Source organism: Aerococcus vaginalis, assembly GCF_053762225.1.
This window is the reverse complement of record NZ_JBSMYC010000004.1, coordinates 166,663-187,610: the sequence shown is the minus strand read 5'-3', so window position 1 is coordinate 187,610 and position 20,948 is coordinate 166,663. Positions and strand designations below refer to the sequence as shown.

The 20,948-nt window shown below is 41.9% G+C and carries 20 protein-coding genes, 2 pseudogenes and 1 riboswitch; of the genes and pseudogenes, 2 read left to right on the top strand and 20 right to left on the bottom strand.

Annotated features, from left to right (window positions below; translation table 11 throughout):
- Nucleotides 1-19 precede the first annotated feature (19 nt).
- Nucleotides 20-991, top strand: coding sequence for a quinone oxidoreductase family protein (locus ACWOEX_RS06025; protein ID WP_455298679.1), 972 nt, complete (start codon nt 20-22; stop codon nt 989-991).
- 72 nt (nt 992-1,063) lie between these two features.
- On the opposite strand, the gene der is transcribed toward ACWOEX_RS06025, so the two are convergent.
- From der to ACWOEX_RS05965, 12 genes and pseudogenes are all read right to left on the bottom strand, one after another.
- Entirely contained in the window at nt 1,064-2,377 is a 1,314-nt protein-coding gene (der, locus tag ACWOEX_RS06020; protein WP_455298678.1) for a ribosome biogenesis GTPase Der, read from the bottom strand.
- A 102-nt stretch (nt 2,378-2,479) separates the two neighbouring features.
- A complete protein-coding gene (gene rpsA / locus ACWOEX_RS06015; RefSeq protein ID WP_455298677.1) occupies nt 2,480-3,814 on the bottom strand; it encodes a 30S ribosomal protein S1 in 1,335 nt (444 codons plus the stop codon).
- A gap of 95 nt (nt 3,815-3,909) precedes the next feature.
- On the bottom strand, nt 3,910-4,590 hold the full coding sequence (cmk, locus tag ACWOEX_RS06010; RefSeq protein WP_455298676.1) for a (d)CMP kinase: 681 nt from the start codon (nt 4,588-4,590) through the stop codon (nt 3,910-3,912).
- Between the two features lie 81 nt (nt 4,591-4,671).
- A pseudogene (locus ACWOEX_RS06005) lies at nt 4,672-4,815 on the bottom strand (LysM peptidoglycan-binding domain-containing protein); the annotation flags it as partial.
- Nucleotides 4,816-5,988: 1,173 nt separating this feature from the next.
- Complete coding sequence (locus ACWOEX_RS06000; protein WP_455298675.1) at nt 5,989-7,452, bottom strand: RecQ family ATP-dependent DNA helicase; 1,464 nt, start codon at nt 7,450-7,452, stop codon at nt 5,989-5,991.
- The gene (locus tag ACWOEX_RS05995; RefSeq protein ID WP_455298674.1) at nt 7,445-8,452 is read right to left on the bottom strand and encodes a helix-turn-helix domain-containing protein; all 1,008 of its coding nucleotides are present in this window, start codon (nt 8,450-8,452) and stop codon (nt 7,445-7,447) included. The genes ACWOEX_RS06000 and ACWOEX_RS05995 overlap by 8 nt, the downstream gene beginning before the upstream one ends.
- Nucleotides 8,453-8,525: 73 nt before the next feature.
- Nucleotides 8,526-9,122, bottom strand: coding sequence for an ECF transporter S component (locus tag ACWOEX_RS05990; protein ID WP_455298673.1), 597 nt, complete (start codon nt 9,120-9,122; stop codon nt 8,526-8,528).
- A 60-nt stretch (nt 9,123-9,182) separates the two neighbouring features.
- A riboswitch (FMN riboswitch) is annotated at nt 9,183-9,303 on the bottom strand.
- Nucleotides 9,304-9,384: 81 nt separating this feature from the next.
- Nucleotides 9,385-10,107, bottom strand: coding sequence for a pseudouridine synthase (locus tag ACWOEX_RS05985; RefSeq protein WP_455298672.1), 723 nt, complete (start codon nt 10,105-10,107; stop codon nt 9,385-9,387).
- A gap of 10 nt (nt 10,108-10,117) precedes the next feature.
- Nucleotides 10,118-10,693, bottom strand: coding sequence for an SMC-Scp complex subunit ScpB (gene scpB, locus ACWOEX_RS05980; protein ID WP_455298671.1), 576 nt, complete (start codon nt 10,691-10,693; stop codon nt 10,118-10,120).
- Nucleotides 10,690-11,454 (bottom strand): segregation and condensation protein A, encoded by a 765-nt coding sequence (locus tag ACWOEX_RS05975; RefSeq protein ID WP_455298670.1) that lies wholly within the window; start codon nt 11,452-11,454, stop codon nt 10,690-10,692. Before ACWOEX_RS05975 ends, scpB begins: the two co-directional genes overlap by 4 nt.
- Nucleotides 11,444-11,863, bottom strand: coding sequence for a GNAT family N-acetyltransferase (locus tag ACWOEX_RS05970; RefSeq protein WP_455298669.1), 420 nt, complete (start codon nt 11,861-11,863; stop codon nt 11,444-11,446). The genes ACWOEX_RS05975 and ACWOEX_RS05970 overlap by 11 nt, the downstream gene beginning before the upstream one ends.
- A gap of 53 nt (nt 11,864-11,916) precedes the next feature.
- Nucleotides 11,917-12,654 carry an NAD-dependent protein deacylase gene (locus ACWOEX_RS05965; RefSeq protein ID WP_455298668.1) on the bottom strand — a complete coding sequence of 246 codons (738 nt, stop codon included), beginning with the start codon at nt 12,652-12,654 and terminating at the stop codon, nt 11,917-11,919.
- 92 nt (nt 12,655-12,746) lie between these two features.
- Here ACWOEX_RS05965 and ACWOEX_RS05960 point away from each other — a divergent pair, with 92 nt between their 5' ends.
- Entirely contained in the window at nt 12,747-13,586 is an 840-nt protein-coding gene (locus ACWOEX_RS05960) for an FxLYD domain-containing protein (protein WP_455298667.1), read from the top strand.
- A gap of 47 nt (nt 13,587-13,633) precedes the next feature.
- Here ACWOEX_RS05960 and xerD read toward each other — a convergent pair whose 3' ends face one another.
- From xerD to ACWOEX_RS05920, 8 genes and pseudogenes are all read right to left on the bottom strand, one after another.
- The gene (gene xerD / locus ACWOEX_RS05955; RefSeq protein WP_455298666.1) at nt 13,634-14,536 is read right to left on the bottom strand and encodes a site-specific tyrosine recombinase XerD; all 903 of its coding nucleotides are present in this window, start codon (nt 14,534-14,536) and stop codon (nt 13,634-13,636) included.
- The gene (locus ACWOEX_RS05950; RefSeq protein WP_455298665.1) at nt 14,529-15,395 is read right to left on the bottom strand and encodes a CvfB family protein; all 867 of its coding nucleotides are present in this window, start codon (nt 15,393-15,395) and stop codon (nt 14,529-14,531) included. Before ACWOEX_RS05950 ends, xerD begins: the two co-directional genes overlap by 8 nt.
- Before the next feature lie 12 nt (nt 15,396-15,407).
- Nucleotides 15,408-15,944 (bottom strand): YfcE family phosphodiesterase, encoded by a 537-nt coding sequence (locus ACWOEX_RS05945; RefSeq protein WP_455298664.1) that lies wholly within the window; start codon nt 15,942-15,944, stop codon nt 15,408-15,410.
- Nucleotides 15,941-16,543, bottom strand: a pseudogene (locus tag ACWOEX_RS05940) (XTP/dITP diphosphatase); the annotation flags it as partial. The gene ACWOEX_RS05945 and the pseudogene ACWOEX_RS05940, both read right to left, overlap by 4 nt.
- 9 nt (nt 16,544-16,552) lie before the next feature.
- Nucleotides 16,553-17,359 (bottom strand): glutamate racemase, encoded by an 807-nt coding sequence (gene murI / locus ACWOEX_RS05935; protein ID WP_455298663.1) that lies wholly within the window; start codon nt 17,357-17,359, stop codon nt 16,553-16,555.
- 87 nt (nt 17,360-17,446) lie between these two features.
- Nucleotides 17,447-17,761 carry a thioredoxin gene (gene trxA, locus ACWOEX_RS05930; protein ID WP_455298662.1) on the bottom strand — a complete coding sequence of 105 codons (315 nt, stop codon included), beginning with the start codon at nt 17,759-17,761 and terminating at the stop codon, nt 17,447-17,449.
- A gap of 81 nt (nt 17,762-17,842) precedes the next feature.
- Entirely contained in the window at nt 17,843-20,233 is a 2,391-nt protein-coding gene (locus tag ACWOEX_RS05925; protein WP_455298661.1) for an endonuclease MutS2, read from the bottom strand.
- Nucleotides 20,234-20,255: 22 nt separating this feature from the next.
- The gene (locus ACWOEX_RS05920; protein WP_455298660.1) at nt 20,256-20,942 is read right to left on the bottom strand and encodes a cell division protein ZapA; all 687 of its coding nucleotides are present in this window, start codon (nt 20,940-20,942) and stop codon (nt 20,256-20,258) included.
- Nucleotides 20,943-20,948 lie beyond the last annotated feature (6 nt).

Sequence of the window (20,948 nt, the reverse complement as noted above, 5' to 3'; positions counted from 1 at the left end):
ATGAGAAAGGAAGATACTTATGAAGGCTATTCGTATTCATGCATTTGGTGATGACGCCGAATATGCGCTCGAAAATGTGACGCTACCTGATCTCGAACCTTATGAAGTGCGTGTTGAATTGCAGACTGCCGGTGTCAATCCTAATGAAACCTATGTCCAAACAGGTAATTATGCACAGTTCCAACCAGAACTACCGTATACCCCTGGTTTCGATGGCTGTGGAAAAGTTATTGCAGTTGGTCACGACGTAGAGCGTGTTGCTGTCGGTGACCGTGTGCATGTTATGAGTTTTAATCATGTCGACACACAAACGGGGACGTACGCAGAAATGGTACAGTGCCATGAAGAAAGTGTTTGGCGCATCCCAGATACCATCAGTGATATGGAAGCTGCTGTACTCGGGATTCCATCAGGTATCGCCTGCCGTGCATTAGAACGCGCACAGGTCACTGCAGATGATACAGTACTCGTTCATGGTGCGAGTGGTGCAGTTGGTACTTTTCTCGTTCAAATCGCTAAAGCTCTCGGTGCTCGTGTCATTGGGACTTCAAGTCAGGAGAGCTCCCGGGAACAATTGCTCGAAATTGGTGCTGACCGTGCCATTCCACATCTCACTGCTGACAATGCTGAATCATTACTCGATGGTGAGGAACCGTCCGTCATTATTGAAATGGCGAGTGAGCATAATCTTCAAACAGATATTTCTGTTATTCAGCAAAGAGGCCGTATCGTTTGTGTCGGGGCTCGCGGTGATGTTTCTGTGTCGCCACGCGATATTTTCTCAAAAGAATGTATCGTCACTGGTGCAGCAATCACTAATGCGACACAAGATGATTTAGATCACTATGAGAATTATCTCTATCAATTACTTTCAGAGGATAAACTACATCCTGTGGTTAGCCAGACCCTCTCACTAAAAGAGGCTAAAGCAGCTCAAGAAGCTGTTAAACAAACTAAGGCTCCAGGAAAAATCATACTGACAATCAAATAAAATTGATTCTATTATGCAAAAAGGCATTGTACCACGCACAGATTGTACGGATACAATGCCTTTCTTTATTGATTAATGTCTTTCACGGACGATCATTCGAAGTGTCGTCCCTTCGAAATCAAAATTCTTACGGATTTGGTTCGCAATAAAGCGCTGATAACTAAAGTGCATCAATTCTTTATCATTGACCATTAATACAAAAGTTGGTGGTGCCGTTGATACTTGTGTTAGATAGTATACACGTAATTTACGCCCTTTATCTGATGGCGCTGGATTGATCCGCATGGCTTCTACCAACACTTGGTTCAATACGGAAGATTGAATACGACGATGGTAATTTTCGTAGACCTGCGTAATCTTCGGCAAGATATTTTGTAGACGCTGTCCTGTCTTGGCAGAAACAAAAAATATCGGCGAATGATTAAGGAAACCGAATTCTTCACGAATTTCTTTCTCAAAGTTATGTAGCGTCTTGTTATCTTTCTGAATTAAATCCCATTTATTAACGATAACGACAATGCCTTTGCCTGCCTCATAAGCGTAACCAGCCACCGTTTTATCCTGTTCCCGAATACCTTCTTCAGCATTCAATACTAATAAGCAGACGTCCGAACGATCAATCGCATCACGTGTACGAATGACACTGTATTTTTCCGTCAGTTCCGATACCTTTCCTGGTCTACGTAAACCAGCTGTGTCAATAATTCGATATTCGTGATCATCATAAGTGAAGTAGGTGTCCACCGCATCGCGTGTCGTACCTGGAATATCAGAAACAATAACACGTTCCTCATCCAAAATACGGTTGACCATTGATGATTTTCCGACATTTGGACGGCCGATCAACGAAAAGCTAATCACATCTTCTGCATCCATACTAAAATCTGATTCTGAGAATTGATGGAATGCTTCATCCAATAAGTCACCCAGTCCCTGACCATGTGCCCCAGAAATCGGGAATGGTGTACCGAGACCTAACGCATAGAAATCATAGATATCCGCGTGCTGTTCAGGGTTATCCACTTTATTTACTGCCACTAATACTGGTTTCTTAGTGCGATGCAACATATTTGCCAGCTGCTCATCCGTTTCTGTCACACCGTCACGTACGTTCGTCATCATGATGATGAGATCAGCATCAGACATCGCGATTTCTGCTTGTTGGCGGATCTGCGACATAAAATTTTCATCTTTAAAAGTGATACCACCTGTATCAATAATTGTATAAGGTTGATTCAACCATTCTCCACGACCATAAATACGATCACGCGTCACACCTGGCTGATCATCAACGATACTAATACGCTCACCGACTAAACGGTTAAAAATTGTAGATTTTCCGACGTTTGGACGTCCGACAATAGCTATCGTAAGTCTATCTGTCATCTTAACCTCCTTTGGGCAATCCCGACTTAACAAAAAAGAGATCGGAGACCTCAAAGCCCCCAATCCCTTTACAAGGTCATTGCCCTGTTATTTTTTGTTTAATTATTCTCCACCGAGGTCGAGATCTTTCAATTGGTCACCGAGCAAGTCAGCCAATGAGAATCCAGATTCTTCTTCAGAGCTGTTGTTGCTGTTGTTTTGACGTTGACGGTTGCCACCGCGGTTTCCACCACGAGAACGGTTGCCACGTCCGCCACGGTTACCACGTGATTGACGAGAAGAACGACCTTCATCATTTTGTTCGCCACGGTTTGGACGTTCTGGTGCAGGTTCTAATGCACGCATAGATAAGGATAAGCGACGTGCTTCTGGATCAACATCCAATACCTTAACTTTAACTTCTTGACCTTCTGATAATTTGTCAGAAGCAGAATCAACGTGTTCGTGAGAGATTTGGGAAATGTGAACCAAACCTTCAACACCTGGGAATACTTCTACGAATGCACCGAAGTCAACGATACGACGAACGATGCCGTCGAGTGTTGCGCCCTTAGGAGCTTTTTCTTCGATAGTTTCCCATGGACTAGGCTGTGCAGAACGGATAGACAATGAGATACGTCCGCGTTCTTCGTCAAGAGATAAGATCTTAACTTTAACAGTCTGACCTACTTCTAATTCATCAGAAGGTTTGTCAACGTGGTGGAAAGCAATCTCAGAAATGTGAACTAAACCGTCAATACCACCTAAGTCGATGAAGGCACCGAAGTTAGCTAAACGAGCAACTTTACCTTCAACGATCTGGCCTTCTTCGAATTGAGCCATTTTTTCTTCACGTGCTTGTTTGTTTTGAGCAGCAACAATTTCACGGTGAGAAAGAATCAAGCGGTTTTCTTTAGGATCGATTTCAACGATCTTAACTTCTAATTCTTGGTCACGGTAAGATGAGAAGTCACGTACGAAGTGATCTTCTACCATTGATGCTGGGATGAAACCACGAACACCAGCGTCAACCACTAAACCACCACGAACAACGCGTTTAACTGGTACAGTGATTGTTTCGCCGTTTTCTTTTTTCTCTTCTAATTCGTCCCAAACTTTGAGTGCTTCAAGACGACGACGGGAAAGCAAGAATGCACCGTTTTCTTTGTCTTGGATTTGACGTACAACAACCAAGTCGAGAACGTCGCCAACTTTTGCAACTTCTTCTGGGTCTTCAATCGGTGATGCAGAGATTTCACGGAAAGGAACAACGCCTTCAACGCCTGCACCTTCGATACCGACGATTAATTGATTGTTCTCATCAATGGTTAATACTTCACCCTTGACTACATCACCAATCTTAACTTCTGTCGTTTCTTCAAGTAGATCCTCCATAGATGGAATTTCTTCAGTTCCTTCTACTTCGTTGTTTACTTGAGCTTCAAAATCTTTTGCCATAAACTATAAATCCTCTCCTAAAAAAGTACTAACCATTGACTCATGTCAATGTATACAATTCGAGTATAGCACATGGTGAGTGCTTTGACAATTCATTAGTGCTTAATTTCGTGTTTTCGAACGATTTCCATCATCTTTGCTTCAACCTCATCGATCAATAATGCTGTTGAATCAATTAATATGGCATCATCTGCCTGTTTTAATGGGCTCATTTCACGATGTGTATCTAGATAATCGCGATGTGCAATGGCCTGTTCGAGTTCTTCAAGTGATTGATCAGACAAGCCCTTCTCCTGATTTTCTTCATAGCGACGGCGTGCGCGTTCTGCGACAGATGCCACTAAGAAAAATTTAACATCTGCATCAGGAAAAACGACGGTCCCAATATCACGTCCATCCATCACAACGCCCGCTGCTTCACGTGCTAACTCGCGTTGTTGATCAACCATGACCTCACGCACTCTAGGAATAGCGCTAAAAGCTGACACATTAGCAGATACTTCATCACTTCGAATGGCACGTGTAACTTCTTCTTCATTGACAAATACACGTTGATCACCGGCTTCAACTTGTTCAAAGCGTATCGTCATTGTCTTCAATAGCTCATTTAATTTTTCATCATCAGATGCTGTCATACCGAGATCTAGTGCTGCTTTAGTCACTGCACGATACATCGCACCTGTATCGATATAGATATAGTTGAGCGCCTTAGCTAAGCGTTTGGCAATCGTACTCTTTCCTGATGAAGCTGGACCATCAATCGCAATTGTAAACATTCTTGACTCCTTTATTATTTTCTTTGGCACGAAAAAGCCGGGCGTACCACCCGGCAATTTCATTCAATGAATTATCACTGATTATTGATAAACACGCAGCACTGTACCTGGTTCAATGTGGGAATTAGCAGACAATCCATTCAATGCTAATAACTCATCTAAAGTCATACCATTATTTACCGCGATACGGTACAAGTTTTCACCTGCTGAAACGGTATAAGAACCTACACTCTGGTTAGCTTGTTGTTGCTGCTGTTGTGCGGCAAGTTCAGCTTCTTGCTGTGCTTGTTGAGCCGCTTGTTGTTGCTGTTGTTGTGCAGCTTCATTCGCAGCCTCATCGTTAGCTTCAGATTCAGCTTGTTGCTGAGCTTCTTGCTCTCTCTGCTGTTCTTCAGCTTCGCGCTGTGCTTCTTCTTCCTGTTTTCTTTGCTCTTCCTCTTTCTGCTGTGCAGCTTCTTCTTCACGTTTCTTCTGATCTTCTTCGTTTTCAGTTCTAGAAACCATGACTTGATCTGCAGATTCTGGTTCAGGCGTTTTATTTCCATTCAAAGCGAATACCATTGATACCACTGGAATCAACAATAATAAGATAGCTGCAAACAAGATAATCTTAGTACCTGTACCGATACCTTTTTTATCTTTCTTGTCTTTGTCAGTACGGTCCACTTGACGACGATCAAGATCATCATAGTCATCGTAATCATCGTCGAAATCGTCATCATCCTTGGCGAAGTGTGCCCCAGCACCTAGACCAGCAGCACCAGCGGCAGCGTATGCGGCTTTATTATCATCATCATCTGATACCCCTTCGATATCTTCACGCGTGTACACAGCCGTCTTATCTAACTCATCCTCTTCATCGAGGTACGCATCATCTTCGTAGTCATCGAATTCGTCATAATCATCATAGTCGTCATAATCATCTTCAAACTCATCATGACGTGGTTCATCGAGATAATCGTCGCTGTCATAGTCGTCGTAGTTCTCGGATTCACCCTCATCGTACATTGCTTCATCTTCAACTTCTTCAATATAGCGATCGTCGATTGGTTCATCCTCTACGAAGTCATCTTCGTATTCTTCGTAATCCTCAAATTCATCATAGTCATCGTAATCATCTTCAAACGTATCATCATCATTAAATACGTCTCTTTCTTCATACTCATCATATGCTTCATAATCGTCTTCCGCCATTGGATAATCTTTCTCTTGGCGGTTAGGATCCTTGAATTTATCGAAGAAATCCTTCATTTGATCTTTAAAACTCATTAAAAAGCTCCTCCTTAATTGCGATCTTCCCTGTGATTTAGGGATACTATCTCAATCTCTGTCTGCTTATTCTACCATGAACCATAGCAAAAGTCAGTGAGAATACCCAAGAGATTATTTCTTTAAAAGTTATTTAAGAAATATCTTTTGTAATCGCTGTTTCCAACCATCCATTCTCTCTGCTTTTTTATCCGTTTCGTTGCGATAGGATAAATAATCATGCCACCATTTATCATGATGAAATGTTGGCTCATCTATTGCACAACAAAAAGATGGGTTATCTGGCTTTTTTTGGTCGAATATCGTAAGCAAATAATCTCTCAAACACTGTTGATGCTCACAATAGGCAATCACACGACCAAGTTCATCCGACTTCTGTTGAATAAAGCGCTGATAATGTCCCATCGCCTGTTTCGGACTGTGATAATGATCCCGATAAAACATCAATAACGGTAATAGTGGATCCTCAGATGTAAAACGTTCATCATCTGGTTTATCCATATAACTTCCTAACAGACCGTAAAAATCATTAACGTTAGGATAGCGCATCTCTTGCAAATAACGTAATTGCTGAAATTCTTCATCATTATACATAGCAACGACATATGCTGTTTCCCCATCACGACCTACACGCCCAATCTCCTGAATCAGCTCTGCCATTGAAAAGGGTAAATGATAGTGAATAACATAGCGAACATTCGGTTGATTAATGCCCATACCGAACGCTGATGTCGCTAGAATCGTATCCAATTCACCATGTTGAAACTGTTGTTGGCAGAGATACCGTTCCTCGGCACTATATCCTGCATGATAAGCCGCCACACGCCGTTTACTTTTTGCTTGCAGCACATGTTTAATCTGTTCCGCTTCCTTCTTATTATGAACATATACAATCCCAGGTGCTGGCAAGGTATCAATCATTGTCAATAACGCTGTTTCCTTATCCTGTGGTGCAATATAGCGTTTATCGTAGAAAATATTGGGACGATCCAATGACATGACCAGCTGATTAAATGGCTCATAAGGATAGAAAAGATATTTATGAATATCTGCCAAAGTACTCTCCGTGGCCGTCGCTGTCAATGCAAGTGTAAGCGGCTGATTTAAACGTCGGCGCACTTGAATCAATTCGGAGTATTCTACACGAAAATCCATCCCCCATTGTGAAATACAATGCGCTTCATCAACCACAAGCAAATTTATGGGAACCAATTGTAGCTGTCCAATAATTTCTGGTCGACTGATCATTTCTGGGGAAATCAATAAAAATTGATAATTCTTCAAATGTGTTAGAACGTACTGTTGTTCCGACTTTGTAAGTGTACTGTTCAATGCGACAACACGATTGATTCCCTGCCGTTGCAAGCTAGCCACTTGATCCTGCATTAAGGACAGCAATGGTGATATGATAACAGTCACCCCTTCGTGCGCTAGCCCATACAGTTGATAGATCAGCGACTTTCCACCACCTGTTGGCAACACAGCTAGTGTATTTTTGCCTGACTCTAATGATTCCAATGCTTCATGCTGCCCTGGTCTGAATGTCGCTTCACTGCCGAAACGATGTACGAGTAACTCTTGATAATTAATCATCTATTCTCTCCCCCTCACGATATGCCACTTGCCAATAGCGATAAATCCAAAAAGGCAACGTATCATAAGTTTCTCTGTAGTCTGCATAAGTGGACGGCGGCATATGTGCAACATCAATCGAAAATTGCTCTAAATAAGGGGTTACCTGTTTTTTTAAGATATGATGATCATTCAAAAGTAGCTCCACGAAATGATCTGAAATGGTGCTCGGTTTGAGATGACGCTCTGAAGCAATGCTTTCAACATTTTTCCCTTTAAGCACTTGATGATACGTTTTATTAACCGATTGATTCCATTTCGGAAAAGCACGATCCATCCCCTGTAAGAAACGATAAAGTACAGTGTGTTCTGGTAGCTGTGCAATGGTCGTCTGAAGGTAATCCCATAGTGCTTCGATCAACCACTCGCCGAATTCCTCTGGCACTTGAAAGGTCTGTGTCAGTTGCTCGGTAGTCACCCCGCGCACCGATTCACCGGTCATCGTTAAACAAAGCATGGTGACTAATCGCTGATCCTGCCACTGTGAAAAACACTTCATCAGTTCGCTGTAAATCCATGCTGATAGCTCTGTATTCAATTCTCCATTACGTTGTCTCGCTTGCAAAAATTGTTTTACAAGCCTCTGAACCATAAGATGATGTGTTATCGGTTGATAATTTGCATTACCGTTCTTCAAATACGATGCGACTTGGAACAATAAGCGTAGACTGAGGCGACGGAATTGATGATTAATTCTTGGAATATACCCTTTGCGATAGCGAAGGGCGTGCGCTATCCAGTCTGGTAACACATTCTCTTGTTCATGATTTTCTTGAAATCTATAGCAGATTTTGAGCCAAGTGGATTTTTCTAATTGTGGCGTGATGTTAAATAGGTGACTAATCTCATTTTCATAGGCGTAGTATAGCGTCGTTGCTGAATGTTTACCAACCAACACGTGATAAACTCGCGCAGCATCTAATGACGCTGTTTCTTTTGCCAGCCACTCGTAGCGATTCATCTCTTTTCCTCCATCAAAAAAGTCCTCTACGTCTATCATACGCAAAGGACTCATTCATTCGCAATGTCTACGTTTAACGTAGGCGCTTCTTAATAATTGGTAAGCAGTAACTGAGTAATAAATGCGAGACAATACCGATTAAAATCCCTTTAACGATATTAAATGGAATCACGGCAGTTAGGATATAAGTCGCTAAGTTACCCACATCAAAATTCATAACTTTTAGGTAAAAAGGTGTAATCACAAAATAGTTCAACACACTCATCATTACGGTTAATGCGAGCGTTCCGAGTGCGTAGGCCATAATCGGACGTTTGAGTGTATTCATCACTTTTTTGAAGTTACCTGCATATTGTGTGTAGTGATGACGCAAGATCATTGCTACCGGTAATAAGTAGGCTAACGTAGCAAGAATACTAGCTAAATCACCGATTGGATAACCCATATCGCCACCGGTTTGCAGATAGTGCAGGACGTTTCGAATAACAATAACACCAATCCCACTGGAGAGGCCATTTAAGAATGTCACCAAGAGTACCATAACATCACTAAAGTCAATCTTTAAAAATGGCACGGTTGGAATAATTGGGAATGAAAAATTCATTAGAACAAATGCGAGCGCCCCACCGAGTGCGACAATAATCATTTTCCTCACTTTGTTTGAGGACATAAAAAAATCTCCTTTCCAACAGGGCAGGAGACTTTGTTCAGCGAATAAAAAATACTCACACATTGTCTTTCTTCCATCCTGACTGTACAGTCGGTTTCGGAATTGCACCGAATCAGTCGCTCATCGCGAGTCGTGGACTATCACCACCGGTCGGGAATTACACCCTGCCCTGAAGACACTTTTGTTTCACAAGTAATTATAATCGCTTGATGATAGAAATGCAATAGTTTTATTACAACGCATTCCATTAGCACAAAAAGCATTAATTATTTTTAGCTAATTGGTAGAGTTTTTGAATTTCTTTATTCGAAAGTTTACGGTAATCACCCGGCGTCATGCCCTCAATCCCTAAAAAGGCATAACGTTCACGTGTTAATTGTTTCACTGGATGACCGATTTTTTCGCACATTTTACGGATTTGACGATTGCGTCCTTCATGAATTGTAATTTTCAGCGTATCGTTGACTTTGGCTTTTGGATTATTAATACGAACGACATCTGCACGCGCGGTCTTACGACCATCGATCACGACACCTCGTCTGAGCTGCTGTATTTCTTCATCAGAAGGTGAGCCGTTTACTTTAGCGCGATAAACTTTATCAATGCGATGACGCGGATGCATCAATAGATTCGCAAGTTCGCCATCATTCGTTAGCAACAAGGCGCCTGTCGTATGATAATCTAAACGACCGATCGGATAAATGCGTTCTGGAATATCATGGAAATAATCGAGAACTGTGCGTCGTCCTTTGTCATCCGAAACCGTCGAAACACAATTATCTGGCTTATTAAATAAGAAGGTTACGGGTTCTTCTTTATAGATTGGTACGTGATCAACTTCAATACGATCATTGACAGTTGCTTTTGTGCCCAATTCTGTCACAACTTTCCCGTTCAACGTGACGCGTCCATCTTGAATCAGACGCTCTGCTTCACGACGCGAGGCAATCCCGGCATGCGCAATTAGTTTCTGTAATCGTTCCATTGTTTCCCTTTCATTCTGTTGCTTCTCTGTGATAAAGATCGTTAATTTGTCCTTTAGCATCGTCTTCCGCGATCAGCGCTTCGATCGATGGTAAATCATCAGTTGACCTTAATCCAAAATACTCAAAGAAATAATCCGTCACACCGTACAAAATCGGATGTCCTGGCGATTCCTGACGTCCCTGTTCTTCAATCAAGTTATAACTCATTAATTTCTTGAGTATATTCCCTGATTGCACCCCACGAATGGCATCAACAGCCATACGTGTTGTCGGTGATTGATACGCTACAATCGCTAATGTCTCTAACGCTGCATTCGATAATTTAGTAGCGAACGGTGAGACAGCATAATCCTGAATAATTTCCTGATGTATTGATTTCGTCACTAAGTGATAGCGATGGTTAAACTGCTTAAGCGCCAAACCGCTCTGTGGATCCTGCGCCAGTTTCAATTGCAAACACATTAACGTATAGCGCACCTGTGATGATTTCATTTCTAATAATGTGCACAACTCTTCCAACGAAATACCGTTATCACCTGCAACAAATAGCAACGCTTCACAGGCTGACATCTGATTTTCCATCATACAGATAGTCCCTCCGTTCGACTAACAATGCGAATATCGCTATAGGCGTTGTCTTGCGCAATGGTTATCGCATTTCCCTTAACAAGCTGCAATAGTGCTAAAAACAATGTCACGATCGTATTACGTGTCCAAGCTCTTTGCTTTGTTAATTGAAATAAGGATAGTTCCTGTTTAGGTGTACGCTTCAGCGAAGATTCAATATCCCAGATAGCCTCGTCTACACTATAGGCATCGTTTTGAATGGTGCGCGGCGGTGTATTATCTGTTCTGAGACGCTGAATCATTTTTTGGAGTGCGACCATCATATCCTCTGTCGTAATCTCACCCTCATTTAAAGGAATTGTCTGCTGATACTGTGTTAGATCAGCTGTTGGGCGTTCATAATGTGCCATACGCTTCTCGTGTTTTGTCTGTAACACGCCACTCAATTCTTTATACTGTTGATACGCTAATAATTGTTCTACCAATGGACGTCTTGGGTCATCCACATCCTCTTCTATTGCTTTTTGTGGTTTCGGTAATAACAATTTTGTTTTGATTTCGATTAATGTCGCAGCCATCACTAAATAATCCCCCGCAAGTGTAAGTTCTTCAAGCGGATTGGCATGAATTAATTCGATATATTGCTCAGTGATATTGGCTATCGGAATATCAAAAATATCAATATCCTGCGTTTGAATGAGATGTAAAAGCACATCGAGCGGACCTGAAAAATTAGCTAAGTCCACTGCCCATGTATCTGTTTGTGTGTCAGTGTTCATTATCAGATTTTTCCTCATTCATCGCTGACAAGATATGTGGTACGGTCCGTTGTTCATACAACGCCCATTTATTAAGAAAATCAGCAATCTCTAACGTCCCAGATAATGTATCTTCAGGATAGGCTTCTGCTAATGCTGACATTATCGCGTAAGAAACTCCTTCCCCTCGGAATGACGGTGAAAGCGCTAAGTAGCGAACAATAATCATATGCTCTTCTGCTTTGAGATCATAGCCAACGAGACCAATCACATTTTCTGTTTCATCATCACGCCAGAGTGACACTTGTCGCTTTCCAGATTGGATAAGCGACATTTCTTGCATCAATGGCTCCATATCACGAAAACGTTCAATGTAACTCAATAATCCCATCACGATTTTGTCATCTTTTGATTTATAGGGCAAAAGCACGCCTCATACCTCCTTTACTGATACTGTTATCGGTTATCTTACCGAGAGACGACTTATATTGTCAACTGCCCGAAAACATCACCAATATTATCAGTGATAACTAACGGTTTCTCACCAACAACATGAACAGGTGTGCGATTAACGACCGCTAAGCGCTTCCCTCTAAAATAATTAATCAATCCTGCTGCTGGATAAACAGATAATGAAGTGCCTGCAACAATTAATAAATCTGCTGCCTGAATACGATTGATAGCGTCTAGCAATGCTGTTTCATCCAGTGCTTCTTCGTAAAGAACCACATCTGGTTTCACTACAGAACCATCTTCATTGCAGTGTGGAATCTGTTGATCATCCAGTATGAGGTCCTCATAATTGTAAAAATGATTGTGCTTCTCACAGTAATTGCGCCACACACTACCATGTAATTCAACCACATGACTGCTGCCCGCTTTTTGATGTAGGCCATCGATATTTTGAGTCACAACAGTAATGTCCTTTTTAGTTTGAGACTCAAGCGTTGCTAAATACTGATGACATGGATTCGGCTGTGCCTCAGGAAAAACGAGATGCTCAAAATAGTATGGGAAGAAAATTTCTGGATGTTTCAGATAGAAATGATGCGAGATAATCTCTTCAGCTGGGGCATTATAACCAGATTCTTTCATATATAGTCCTTTTGATGATCGAAAATCAGGAATGCCGCTTTCCGTTGATACACCCGCACCACCAAAGAAGACGATACGCTGACTGTCATCGATCCACTCATTGAGCTGCTTGATTTGCTGTTCCATTGTTTGTATCCTTTCTCTTCCATGAAAAATACATCATGCTAATGTTAGCGTTATCTATGTTATAATCATAACACCAAGTTTAAAGGAGTTTGATGATGAAAAGAATAACTAAATTATTGAGTACACTATCTCTTAGCGTCATGCTTTTCGCTGGCTGTTCTAACATTACGAGCGCTGATGATCAATTCTTTGTCGATCTCCAATCGATGTGGCAGGAACGCGTCCAGACGATGCAAACTGAAGACCAGAAAAATAAAGATGATCAAGATGGACAAGATATGCATGCTCTTCTCCAAAAAATGTATCAGGTGGAGTGGGACGGCATCAAGGAATACAAAGATAAAGACCTGAAAGATGATAACCTTGAAAAAGACGTCCACGAATATGTCAAAATCGTTGAGGAGATTAATCAAACGCTCGATGGAGAATTCAACCTTGAAAAAAATAAAAAATTCAATGAGCTCTACAAACAACGCGTTGATTTATTAAAGAAAATTAACCAAGATTCGAGAGCAACCATCCCGAATGATCAAATCGAAGATATTCAAACCAATGATAAAGCTATTGCGGAATATGAAGCTTACGCTGAGAAGCAAGAAAAAGCTGCCGAAACCTTCCAAGAAGATTTGAATAATATGACACTAGAGGTACAGAAACAGCCGACCCAAGCTGATCCAACGGTTACATTTGGTGGACAATTGACAAACAGCTCAGATATGGTGATCAAGAATATTCAACTCGTCTTCCAATTTAATAATGCCAATGAAGACGTATTAGATGAACAGCCTGTGGACATTGAGCGTTTGAATCCTGGCGAAACCACAGATTTTGCGATCACTACTGCAACACTCGACTACGACCACATGGCCATCGATATCAAGGATAAACTTTCAATCGAAAATCCTGATGAAGAAAACAACAATAACGAATAATTCTATAATAAAACAGTCGCTCAAATACACTGAGCGACTGTTTTGTTTTAAGCTCTTGGAAAGCTATTGTTATATACTTCTTTAAGATGTTTGGACTGAATGTGTGTATAAATCTGTGTCGTTGAGATGTCCGCATGCCCTAATAACTCCTGCACCACACGTAAATCAGCACCGTGCTCGAGTAAATGTGTTGCAAAGGAATGTCTGAGCGTATGGGGACTGATATTTTTTGTAATACCTGCTGATTGAATATCTCGTTTCAGATTTTTCCACAACCCTTGTCTACTCAACTTACTCCCACGATTATTGACAAATAAGTAATCATCCGGTTCGGGCATGGTTTCTTTAGTGAGCGCTGGACGACCTTCAGCAAGGTAGCGCACAATCCAATCTGACGCAATTTCGCCAATTGGAATAATACGCTCTTTGTTCCCTTTTCCGATTGTCTGAATAAAGCCCAACTCACTATGCACATCGGACAATTTAATATGAATCACTTCACTCACACGCATTCCTGTCGCATACATAACCTCGAGAATCGTTCGGTTGCGTAACCCGAGCGGTGTCTGAAGGTCAGGGACATCAAATAGCCGATCAATCTCAGACTCTGTCAGCACTTCTGGCAGTTTTTTATTTGCTTTAGGGAGCGCAACCATACGCATAGGATTCTCATCTATAATACCTTCAACCTTCAAATAACTGAAGAAATGACGCATCGTTGAGATAAAATGGGTAATCGATGATACCGCTCGTCCCTTCTGATTCATTTGTTTCAAAATTTCACGAATAAAGTCATCCGTAACGTCTTGGAGCTGTTGAATACCTGCTTTCTTCATCGCCTGCTGAAGATTTTTAATATCGTTATGATAGCTCGCAATGGTATTCTCTGATAGTCCACTTTCTACGCGTAATGTAGTCAGAAATTCTATAATGAGCTCTTCGTCAGTCATTGAGCACAATACCTTCCTCTGTCTGCATGACTAATCGTTCCTTGAGTAAATGACCGAGCGCACGTTTAAACTGTCCCTTACTAATGCCGAAGTATGCACGGATATCGTCCGGATTGCTCTTGTCATTGAATGGCAATTGATGGTTTGGTCGACGTTTCAGGTTCATCAAAATCATCTGAGCATCTTCACCGATACGTTCATGGGCGAGTGGCTTTAATGATAGATTAAAGTTCTTATTCTGCCCAATCCCAATCACACGCCCCTTCACAGATTCCCCGAGACGTGGTGATTGTTGATATTCACTCTCATGAATAAACGCGCGATGGTATAGCTTCGTAATGACGTGTACACCAGACATTCCTACGCGGTAAACACGACCTTCGATTTCATTATTTTGGAAATTTCCTTTTTGGCGAGGCACGCTTTTAGTAATTTCCTCAAAAATACGTTCTTCCGCTGGCACCGCCCATAAACGTTCTTTTTTATCGACAGATAGTTTAACGAATAATTTGTCACCAGGTTTTGGCCATAAATAGCGATCTTCTGGTAAATGATCAAAAGAAACCGCAATATCTTTATCTGATAAACCGATTGATACAAACACGCCGAGTTTGGGTTGTACAGACACCACTTCTGCCCAATCGTACTGATGTTGACGTACCGTTGGCAAGTTAGTCGTCATACGGCGTTTGTCGGATGTATTCGTATAAATAAATCCCTCAACAAAATCACCGACTTGATACTCACCTTCTTGTTTTGATAGTGCATATGTCAATTGGTGATATTGAACGAAGTAATTCTTCGCATTTTCGTCGCTGACGCGTCCAATCACAACTGCGCCAATTTCTTGATTTAACATATCTGTTAACTCCTAATCTCCATAAACTTCATCCGTGGCATTCTCAGGCACTTCGATATCACTAACCGCTTCGCCTTCTCGCGTATAAAACGTCACTTGCGGCTGTTGATTTTCTTCCCAATCAATAATTGCATACGTTGGCTCTTGGAAATGACCGCGCGGTTGACTGATACTTCCAGGATTAATACACCAGATATCATCGATATACTCTTGAGTCGTGATATGAATATGACCGAATAGAGCGATCTGTGCACCTGCCTGTTTGGCCGCTTTCGCTAAAATTTGGCGATCATTTCGCACATTGTATAAGTGGCCATGCGTCATGAAAATCTTGCCCTCAGGCGTATCAATCATCAGTGTTTCTGGATATGGATAGAAGTCCACATTGCCTGTCACCACATCAAAATGTTCCCAAATCTCATCGCTATCTTTCAATTGCGAATCACCGAGATGCAACATACGATCAACATGTGCTTCTTCACGCGCAACAATCGTTTCTAAAATCGCGCGATCTCCATGATTATCGCTAACAACTAAAATTTTGCTCATAGCTGTAGTTCCCCTTTCTCAAGATCCAAAGCCAGCATTTTCATTACTTGTCCGCGATGGCTGATTGCATCCTTGATTTCTGGTTCTAATTCTGCAACTGTTTGATCGTATTCTGGCACATAAAACAACGGATCATAACCAAAACCATTATCGCCATGCGGTTCGGTTAAAATACGCCCTTCCCAGGTAGCTTCATAAGTCTTAATACGTTCACCGGAGGCATTGCTGACCACTAGATCACAAGTATAATGTGCCGTACGTTCAGTTTCCGGCACATCTTCAAGCTCTTTTAATAATTTTTGATTATTTGATTCATCATTTTTATCGAGTCCTGCATAACGCGCCGAATAGATGCCTGGTCTTCCCGCCAATGCATCGACAGAAATACCGGAATCATCCGCTAGTACTGGACAGTTCAACGCCTTGGCAATAGTTGTAGCTTTTAATGTCGCATTTTCTAAAAATGTTTCCCCAGTCTCTTCAACATCAGGAATTTCAGGATGATCGAGTAAGGTTTCAACGGTATAGCCGATCGCTTGAAATAGCGCTTTAAACTCACGTGCTTTTCCAGGATTACGTGTAGCAATAACAACTTTTCTCATTCGTGATTAACCTCTTTTCAACAAATCAATAGGAACCGTCTCCACAGAAATAGCTCGCCCTAGCCATGCTGATCCAACCTCTGCCATCGCCTGTGCTTCACCTGTCGTATAGAAGCGTGTGGGTTGTGAATCGTTATCTGCAGCATAGGAATCTTCTTTTGCTAACCGGTGCACCACTTCATCCACAGAAGCCCGTCCAGCATCGACAAGTGTGACTGCCGATCCAAGGAATGCTTGAATTTGATCTTCTAAAATTGGAAAATGTGTACACCCTAGAATAACAGTATCTGGTTGTAATTCACGAATCGGTGTGAATAATGTTTTGATCGCTTGATCAATTTCTTCAGTTGTTGTCTCTGGATTCTCAATAAGCGGTACTAGCGGCGAACATGAGCGTTCAAAAATATTTAGCTGTGCATCCGCTTCGCGCAATTTATTCCCATAGCAGTCTGATCGAACCGTTGCTTCTGTTGCCGTGACTACCACACGCCCTTTGGTGACGTCGAGCGTTTTAGAAACACCCGCATCGATCACACCGATAACAGGAATATCTAATTCCTTTTGTAAAGACTCCAAAGCTATTGCTGTCGCTGTGTTACAAGCAATTACAATCATTTTTACGTCTTTGGTAACAAGAAAATGTGCGAGCTCGTGCGTAAATTGTTTAATTTCATCTGTCGTACGCGTACCGTATGGGCAGCGACCGTTATCACCAATATAAATAAATGATTCATTAGGCAAGCGACGTTCTGCTTCTTTAAGAACGGTCAATCCTCCCACACCAGAATCAAGTATGCCGATTGGTCTCGTCATCAGCATTCGCTCCTTTTATTGATCTCTATCCCCATAAAAAAATGGGCAGTACTTACTGCCCATTTTATCACAAAACGAAAGTAATCATTAGCCGATGTGACTCGTCAAAACTTCCTTCAAGCGAGACTTATCTGTGTAACCACGAAGTGTGTCGACAACCTGACCATCTTTTTGAACAACTAATGTTGGGATAGCCATCACACCGTATTTAGCTGCAGTGTCTGGGTTTTCGTCGACATCAATCTTAGTGAATTTGATTTGGTCACCAATTTCGTCATCTAACTCTTCAAGAACTGGTGCCTGCATTTTACATGGACCACACCATGTTGCCCAGAAATCAACTAACACGACGCCGTCTTTAGTTTCTTCTGCAAATGTTTTATCTGTTAATTCTTGTACCATTGTTTAGCCTCCTTTAGCTATTTCACAAATAGTAACACTGACTTTTACATATTATACACTGATTTTAATCACAATGTCCAATCATCGGTTTAATTCAGCAATCGTTGCGCCATTGCCGCCTTGATTATGTGCCGCATAATGGAAATTCTTCACACGCTTGTTCTGTTGCAAGTAATCCTGTACACCATTTTTGATCGCACCGGTCCCAAACCCGTGGATAATGGTTACTTGACCATAGTTTGCGAGCAATGCCTGATCGATATATGTATCTAGCTGATGCATGGCATCGTTGTAACGCAGACCGCGTAAATCAATTTCTGGTTTCACTTTTTTGGACTGCGATGCACGCACACTCGCTTTATGTGGTTTGTCCTTCTTGGATGGGATATACTTCAACTCATCCGTTGACAGTTGCATCTTAAGCATCCCCATCTGCACAACCCATTCTTTGCCATTTTCACGCGATTCAACCAACGTTCCTGTCTGACCGTATGGGATCACATCGACTTGATCTCCTTTTTGGAATTCGTGCGGTGCTTCCTGTTTCTGACGTTCACGCTTCGCTTTTTGAAGCACTTTATTATCCTTGAGACGATCTTCTTCAGTGTGTAAAGCATTCAACGATTGCTGTTTATCAATCATTTCGTGCTCTTTAATCGGTTGCTCATTTGGACGTTCGCGTTGCCATTCGCGAATTTCACCGATAATTTTCGATGCTTTTTCCTTGGTGCGATCAACATATTCATTCGCTTCCTGTCGTGCCTTCTTCAGGTAGCGTTCTTTATTATTCTGAAGATCTTGATAGACATGTTGTAAATCTTTCAGCAGTTTCTCGCTCTGTTTCAGCGTGTCAGACATCTCCGCACTCTGTGCTTCATAATTAGCACGTGATTGATCCAAATCGTCGATCATATCTGCCAAATCCCGACTATTTTGATCGAGATAACCGCGTGCTTCTTCAACTAATGCGTTCTCTAATCCTAATCGCTTAGAAATATCTAACGCATTACTCTTTCCGGGTTCTCCAATCAATAGTCGATAAGTCGGTGCCAGGGTTTCTTCATCAAAGGCAACGCTCGCATTAATACTGCGCGGCTGCTCAAATGCATAAGCCTTTAATTCAGGATAATGCGTCGTCGTTGCAACCATAGCCTCACGCTGATCGAGACGATTGAGAATTGCGATACCGAGCGCTGCCCCTTCTTTTGGATCCGTTCCGGCACCAAGTTCATCAAGTAAGACCAGATCATGAGATGTTACATTCTCTAAGATGTGAATGATATTCGTCATATGTCCTGAAAATGTACTCAGGTTAGCTTCAATCGACTGCTCATCACCAATATCCGCATAAATCTCTTCAAAAATACCGATCTGACTATTTTCTTTTGCGGTGACATACATCCCCGACTGTCCCATCAACTGCAATAAACCGATTGTTTTTAACGTAATTGTCTTACCACCCGTATTCGGTCCGGTAACAATTAACATACTAAAACGATCATCGAAATAAATATCGTTTCGTACAGCTTTCTTCGCATCAAGTAGTGGATGCATTGCCTGATTAAAATGCAACTGACGACCATCTTTAGCAATCCCTGGCTTTGTCGCCTGTAGTTTTGTTGCCAGACGCATTTTGGCACGAATCATATCCAACTGCCCCAAGATTGCCGCATTTTGTGCCAATTCTTGACTATATGGTGCTACTAATTGAGAGAGTTCCCATAAAATACGTGCAATTTCTTCGCGTTCATCGTTTTTCAACCGCTGCACCTTGTCATTGAGTGACTGCACAGCCCCCGGTTCAATATATAAGGTCTGACCACTGGCACTCTGATCGTGCACTGTACCGCCTAACGCATGGCGATAGGATTGTTGCACCGGCAATACAAACCGTTCATTACGAATGGTTACAATGGCTTCCGTTAAAATATCACTATGCGCACGCATAATACGATCTAATTGTGTACGAATCTCTGCCGTCTGACGTTTAATATCGCGACGAATTGCCTGCAATTTACCACTTGCACCGTCGTATACTTTCCCATCTTCGTCAATTGCCTGTGCAATGGCACGACGAACATCCGACAATAACGTCAATGATTGACTATAGGCGCGAAGGCCTTCAACCTCTAAGGCATCAACCTTTGATTGTTTGAAAAATTTAGTCACTGCCTCACAGGTTTTCAATACTGCTAGTACCATGGCGAGCTCTTGACCACTGAGTGAGCCGTTAATATCGAGACGTTTAATAACCATCCCCAAATCACCAATTATACCGATGGGTAGCGATAGTGCTTCTTCAGAGAGTCGCATCATCTCTTCCACATCATCGAGCGCAGCGGTAATCTCTGAACGTGTCGTCAGCGGCTTCAATGCAAGCGCACGCTGTTGTCCAATGGCTGTAGTGGTTGCTTCTGCTAACTGGCCAGTGATTTTTGACCATTCTAATGTTTTAAAAATTTTAGGATTCATTCGCTGTTGCTTTCATCCCCTATCAATGCTTTTTACGTTTGGTTCGTGATAATCCTTTACCTGCATGTTTAAAAGGATCTTTCGTATTATTTGCAGTCGATTGTCGTTTTGAATGATCAGCGAGTAATGCTGCCGATGAGCCTTGGAACAAACTCCCCATAGATGATGACGTACTACTTGGGCGCTCCAACGAAACGTGCACGGGCTGTTTCTTGTTTCGAGCAGTATGGCTTGATCCTTGTGCCTGTGTCGCCGCTTGTTTTCGTGGTTCTGACACTTCAGTTTTTCTTTCAGCTTGAATCGGTTGTTCTGTTGTGCGTTTCTCCACAGCTGATAACTTGTTCTCTCGGTTATCCGATCCGTGTGCAGGCTGAACTAACTGTTTCTTCTTGAAAGCTTCTTCCAATTGTTGTGTTTTTGCCTTAAGATCTTGAATCTCTTTACGCCACTGCAGTTCTTTTTCGTGGAAGTGTCGTTCCGCATTAATCGCACGCTCACGTACCTGCTCTAATTCATAACGTTCACTCACCAAATTCAATGCAACAAGTAATGCTGTATCTTCAGTTGAAATACCTGGTTTAGCACGTGATACTTCTGATAGACGCTGATTTAATTCTTTGACAGAACGGTGAACGTACGACTGATCTTTGTCGGATAAAATCACAAATTTTCGATCATTTATTTTTTCTTGATAACGTCGTTTTACCAAAATTTC

What these genes read in the sequence shown, in the direction of transcription:
- ACWOEX_RS06025 (WP_455298679.1), top strand. Translation starts at nt 20, where the DNA reads ATGAAGGCTATTCGTATTCATGCATTTGGTGATGACGCCGAATATGCG.
- der (WP_455298678.1), bottom strand. Translation starts at nt 2,377, where the DNA reads ATGACAGATAGACTTACGATAGCTATTGTCGGACGTCCAAACGTCGGA.
- rpsA (WP_455298677.1), bottom strand. Translation starts at nt 3,814, where the DNA reads ATGGCAAAAGATTTTGAAGCTCAAGTAAACAACGAAGTAGAAGGAACT.
- cmk (WP_455298676.1), bottom strand. Translation starts at nt 4,590, where the DNA reads ATGTTTACAATTGCGATTGATGGTCCAGCTTCATCAGGAAAGAGTACG.
- ACWOEX_RS06000 (WP_455298675.1), bottom strand. Translation starts at nt 7,452, where the DNA reads ATGATTAATTATCAAGAGTTACTCGTACATCGTTTCGGCAGTGAAGCG.
- ACWOEX_RS05995 (WP_455298674.1), bottom strand. Translation starts at nt 8,452, where the DNA reads ATGAATCGCTACGAGTGGCTGGCAAAAGAAACAGCGTCATTAGATGCT.
- ACWOEX_RS05990 (WP_455298673.1), bottom strand. Translation starts at nt 9,122, where the DNA reads ATGTCCTCAAACAAAGTGAGGAAAATGATTATTGTCGCACTCGGTGGG.
- ACWOEX_RS05985 (WP_455298672.1), bottom strand. Translation starts at nt 10,107, where the DNA reads ATGGAACGATTACAGAAACTAATTGCGCATGCCGGGATTGCCTCGCGT.
- scpB (WP_455298671.1), bottom strand. Translation starts at nt 10,693, where the DNA reads ATGATGGAAAATCAGATGTCAGCCTGTGAAGCGTTGCTATTTGTTGCA.
- ACWOEX_RS05975 (WP_455298670.1), bottom strand. Translation starts at nt 11,454, where the DNA reads ATGAACACTGACACACAAACAGATACATGGGCAGTGGACTTAGCTAAT.
- ACWOEX_RS05965 (WP_455298668.1), bottom strand. Translation starts at nt 12,654, where the DNA reads ATGGAACAGCAAATCAAGCAGCTCAATGAGTGGATCGATGACAGTCAG.
- ACWOEX_RS05960 (WP_455298667.1), top strand. Translation starts at nt 12,747, where the DNA reads ATGATGAAAAGAATAACTAAATTATTGAGTACACTATCTCTTAGCGTC.
- xerD (WP_455298666.1), bottom strand. Translation starts at nt 14,536, where the DNA reads ATGACTGACGAAGAGCTCATTATAGAATTTCTGACTACATTACGCGTA.
- ACWOEX_RS05950 (WP_455298665.1), bottom strand. Translation starts at nt 15,395, where the DNA reads ATGTTAAATCAAGAAATTGGCGCAGTTGTGATTGGACGCGTCAGCGAC.
- ACWOEX_RS05945 (WP_455298664.1), bottom strand. Translation starts at nt 15,944, where the DNA reads ATGAGCAAAATTTTAGTTGTTAGCGATAATCATGGAGATCGCGCGATT.
- murI (WP_455298663.1), bottom strand. Translation starts at nt 17,359, where the DNA reads ATGACGAGACCAATCGGCATACTTGATTCTGGTGTGGGAGGATTGACC.
- trxA (WP_455298662.1), bottom strand. Translation starts at nt 17,761, where the DNA reads ATGGTACAAGAATTAACAGATAAAACATTTGCAGAAGAAACTAAAGAC.
- ACWOEX_RS05925 (WP_455298661.1), bottom strand. Translation starts at nt 20,233, where the DNA reads ATGAATCCTAAAATTTTTAAAACATTAGAATGGTCAAAAATCACTGGC.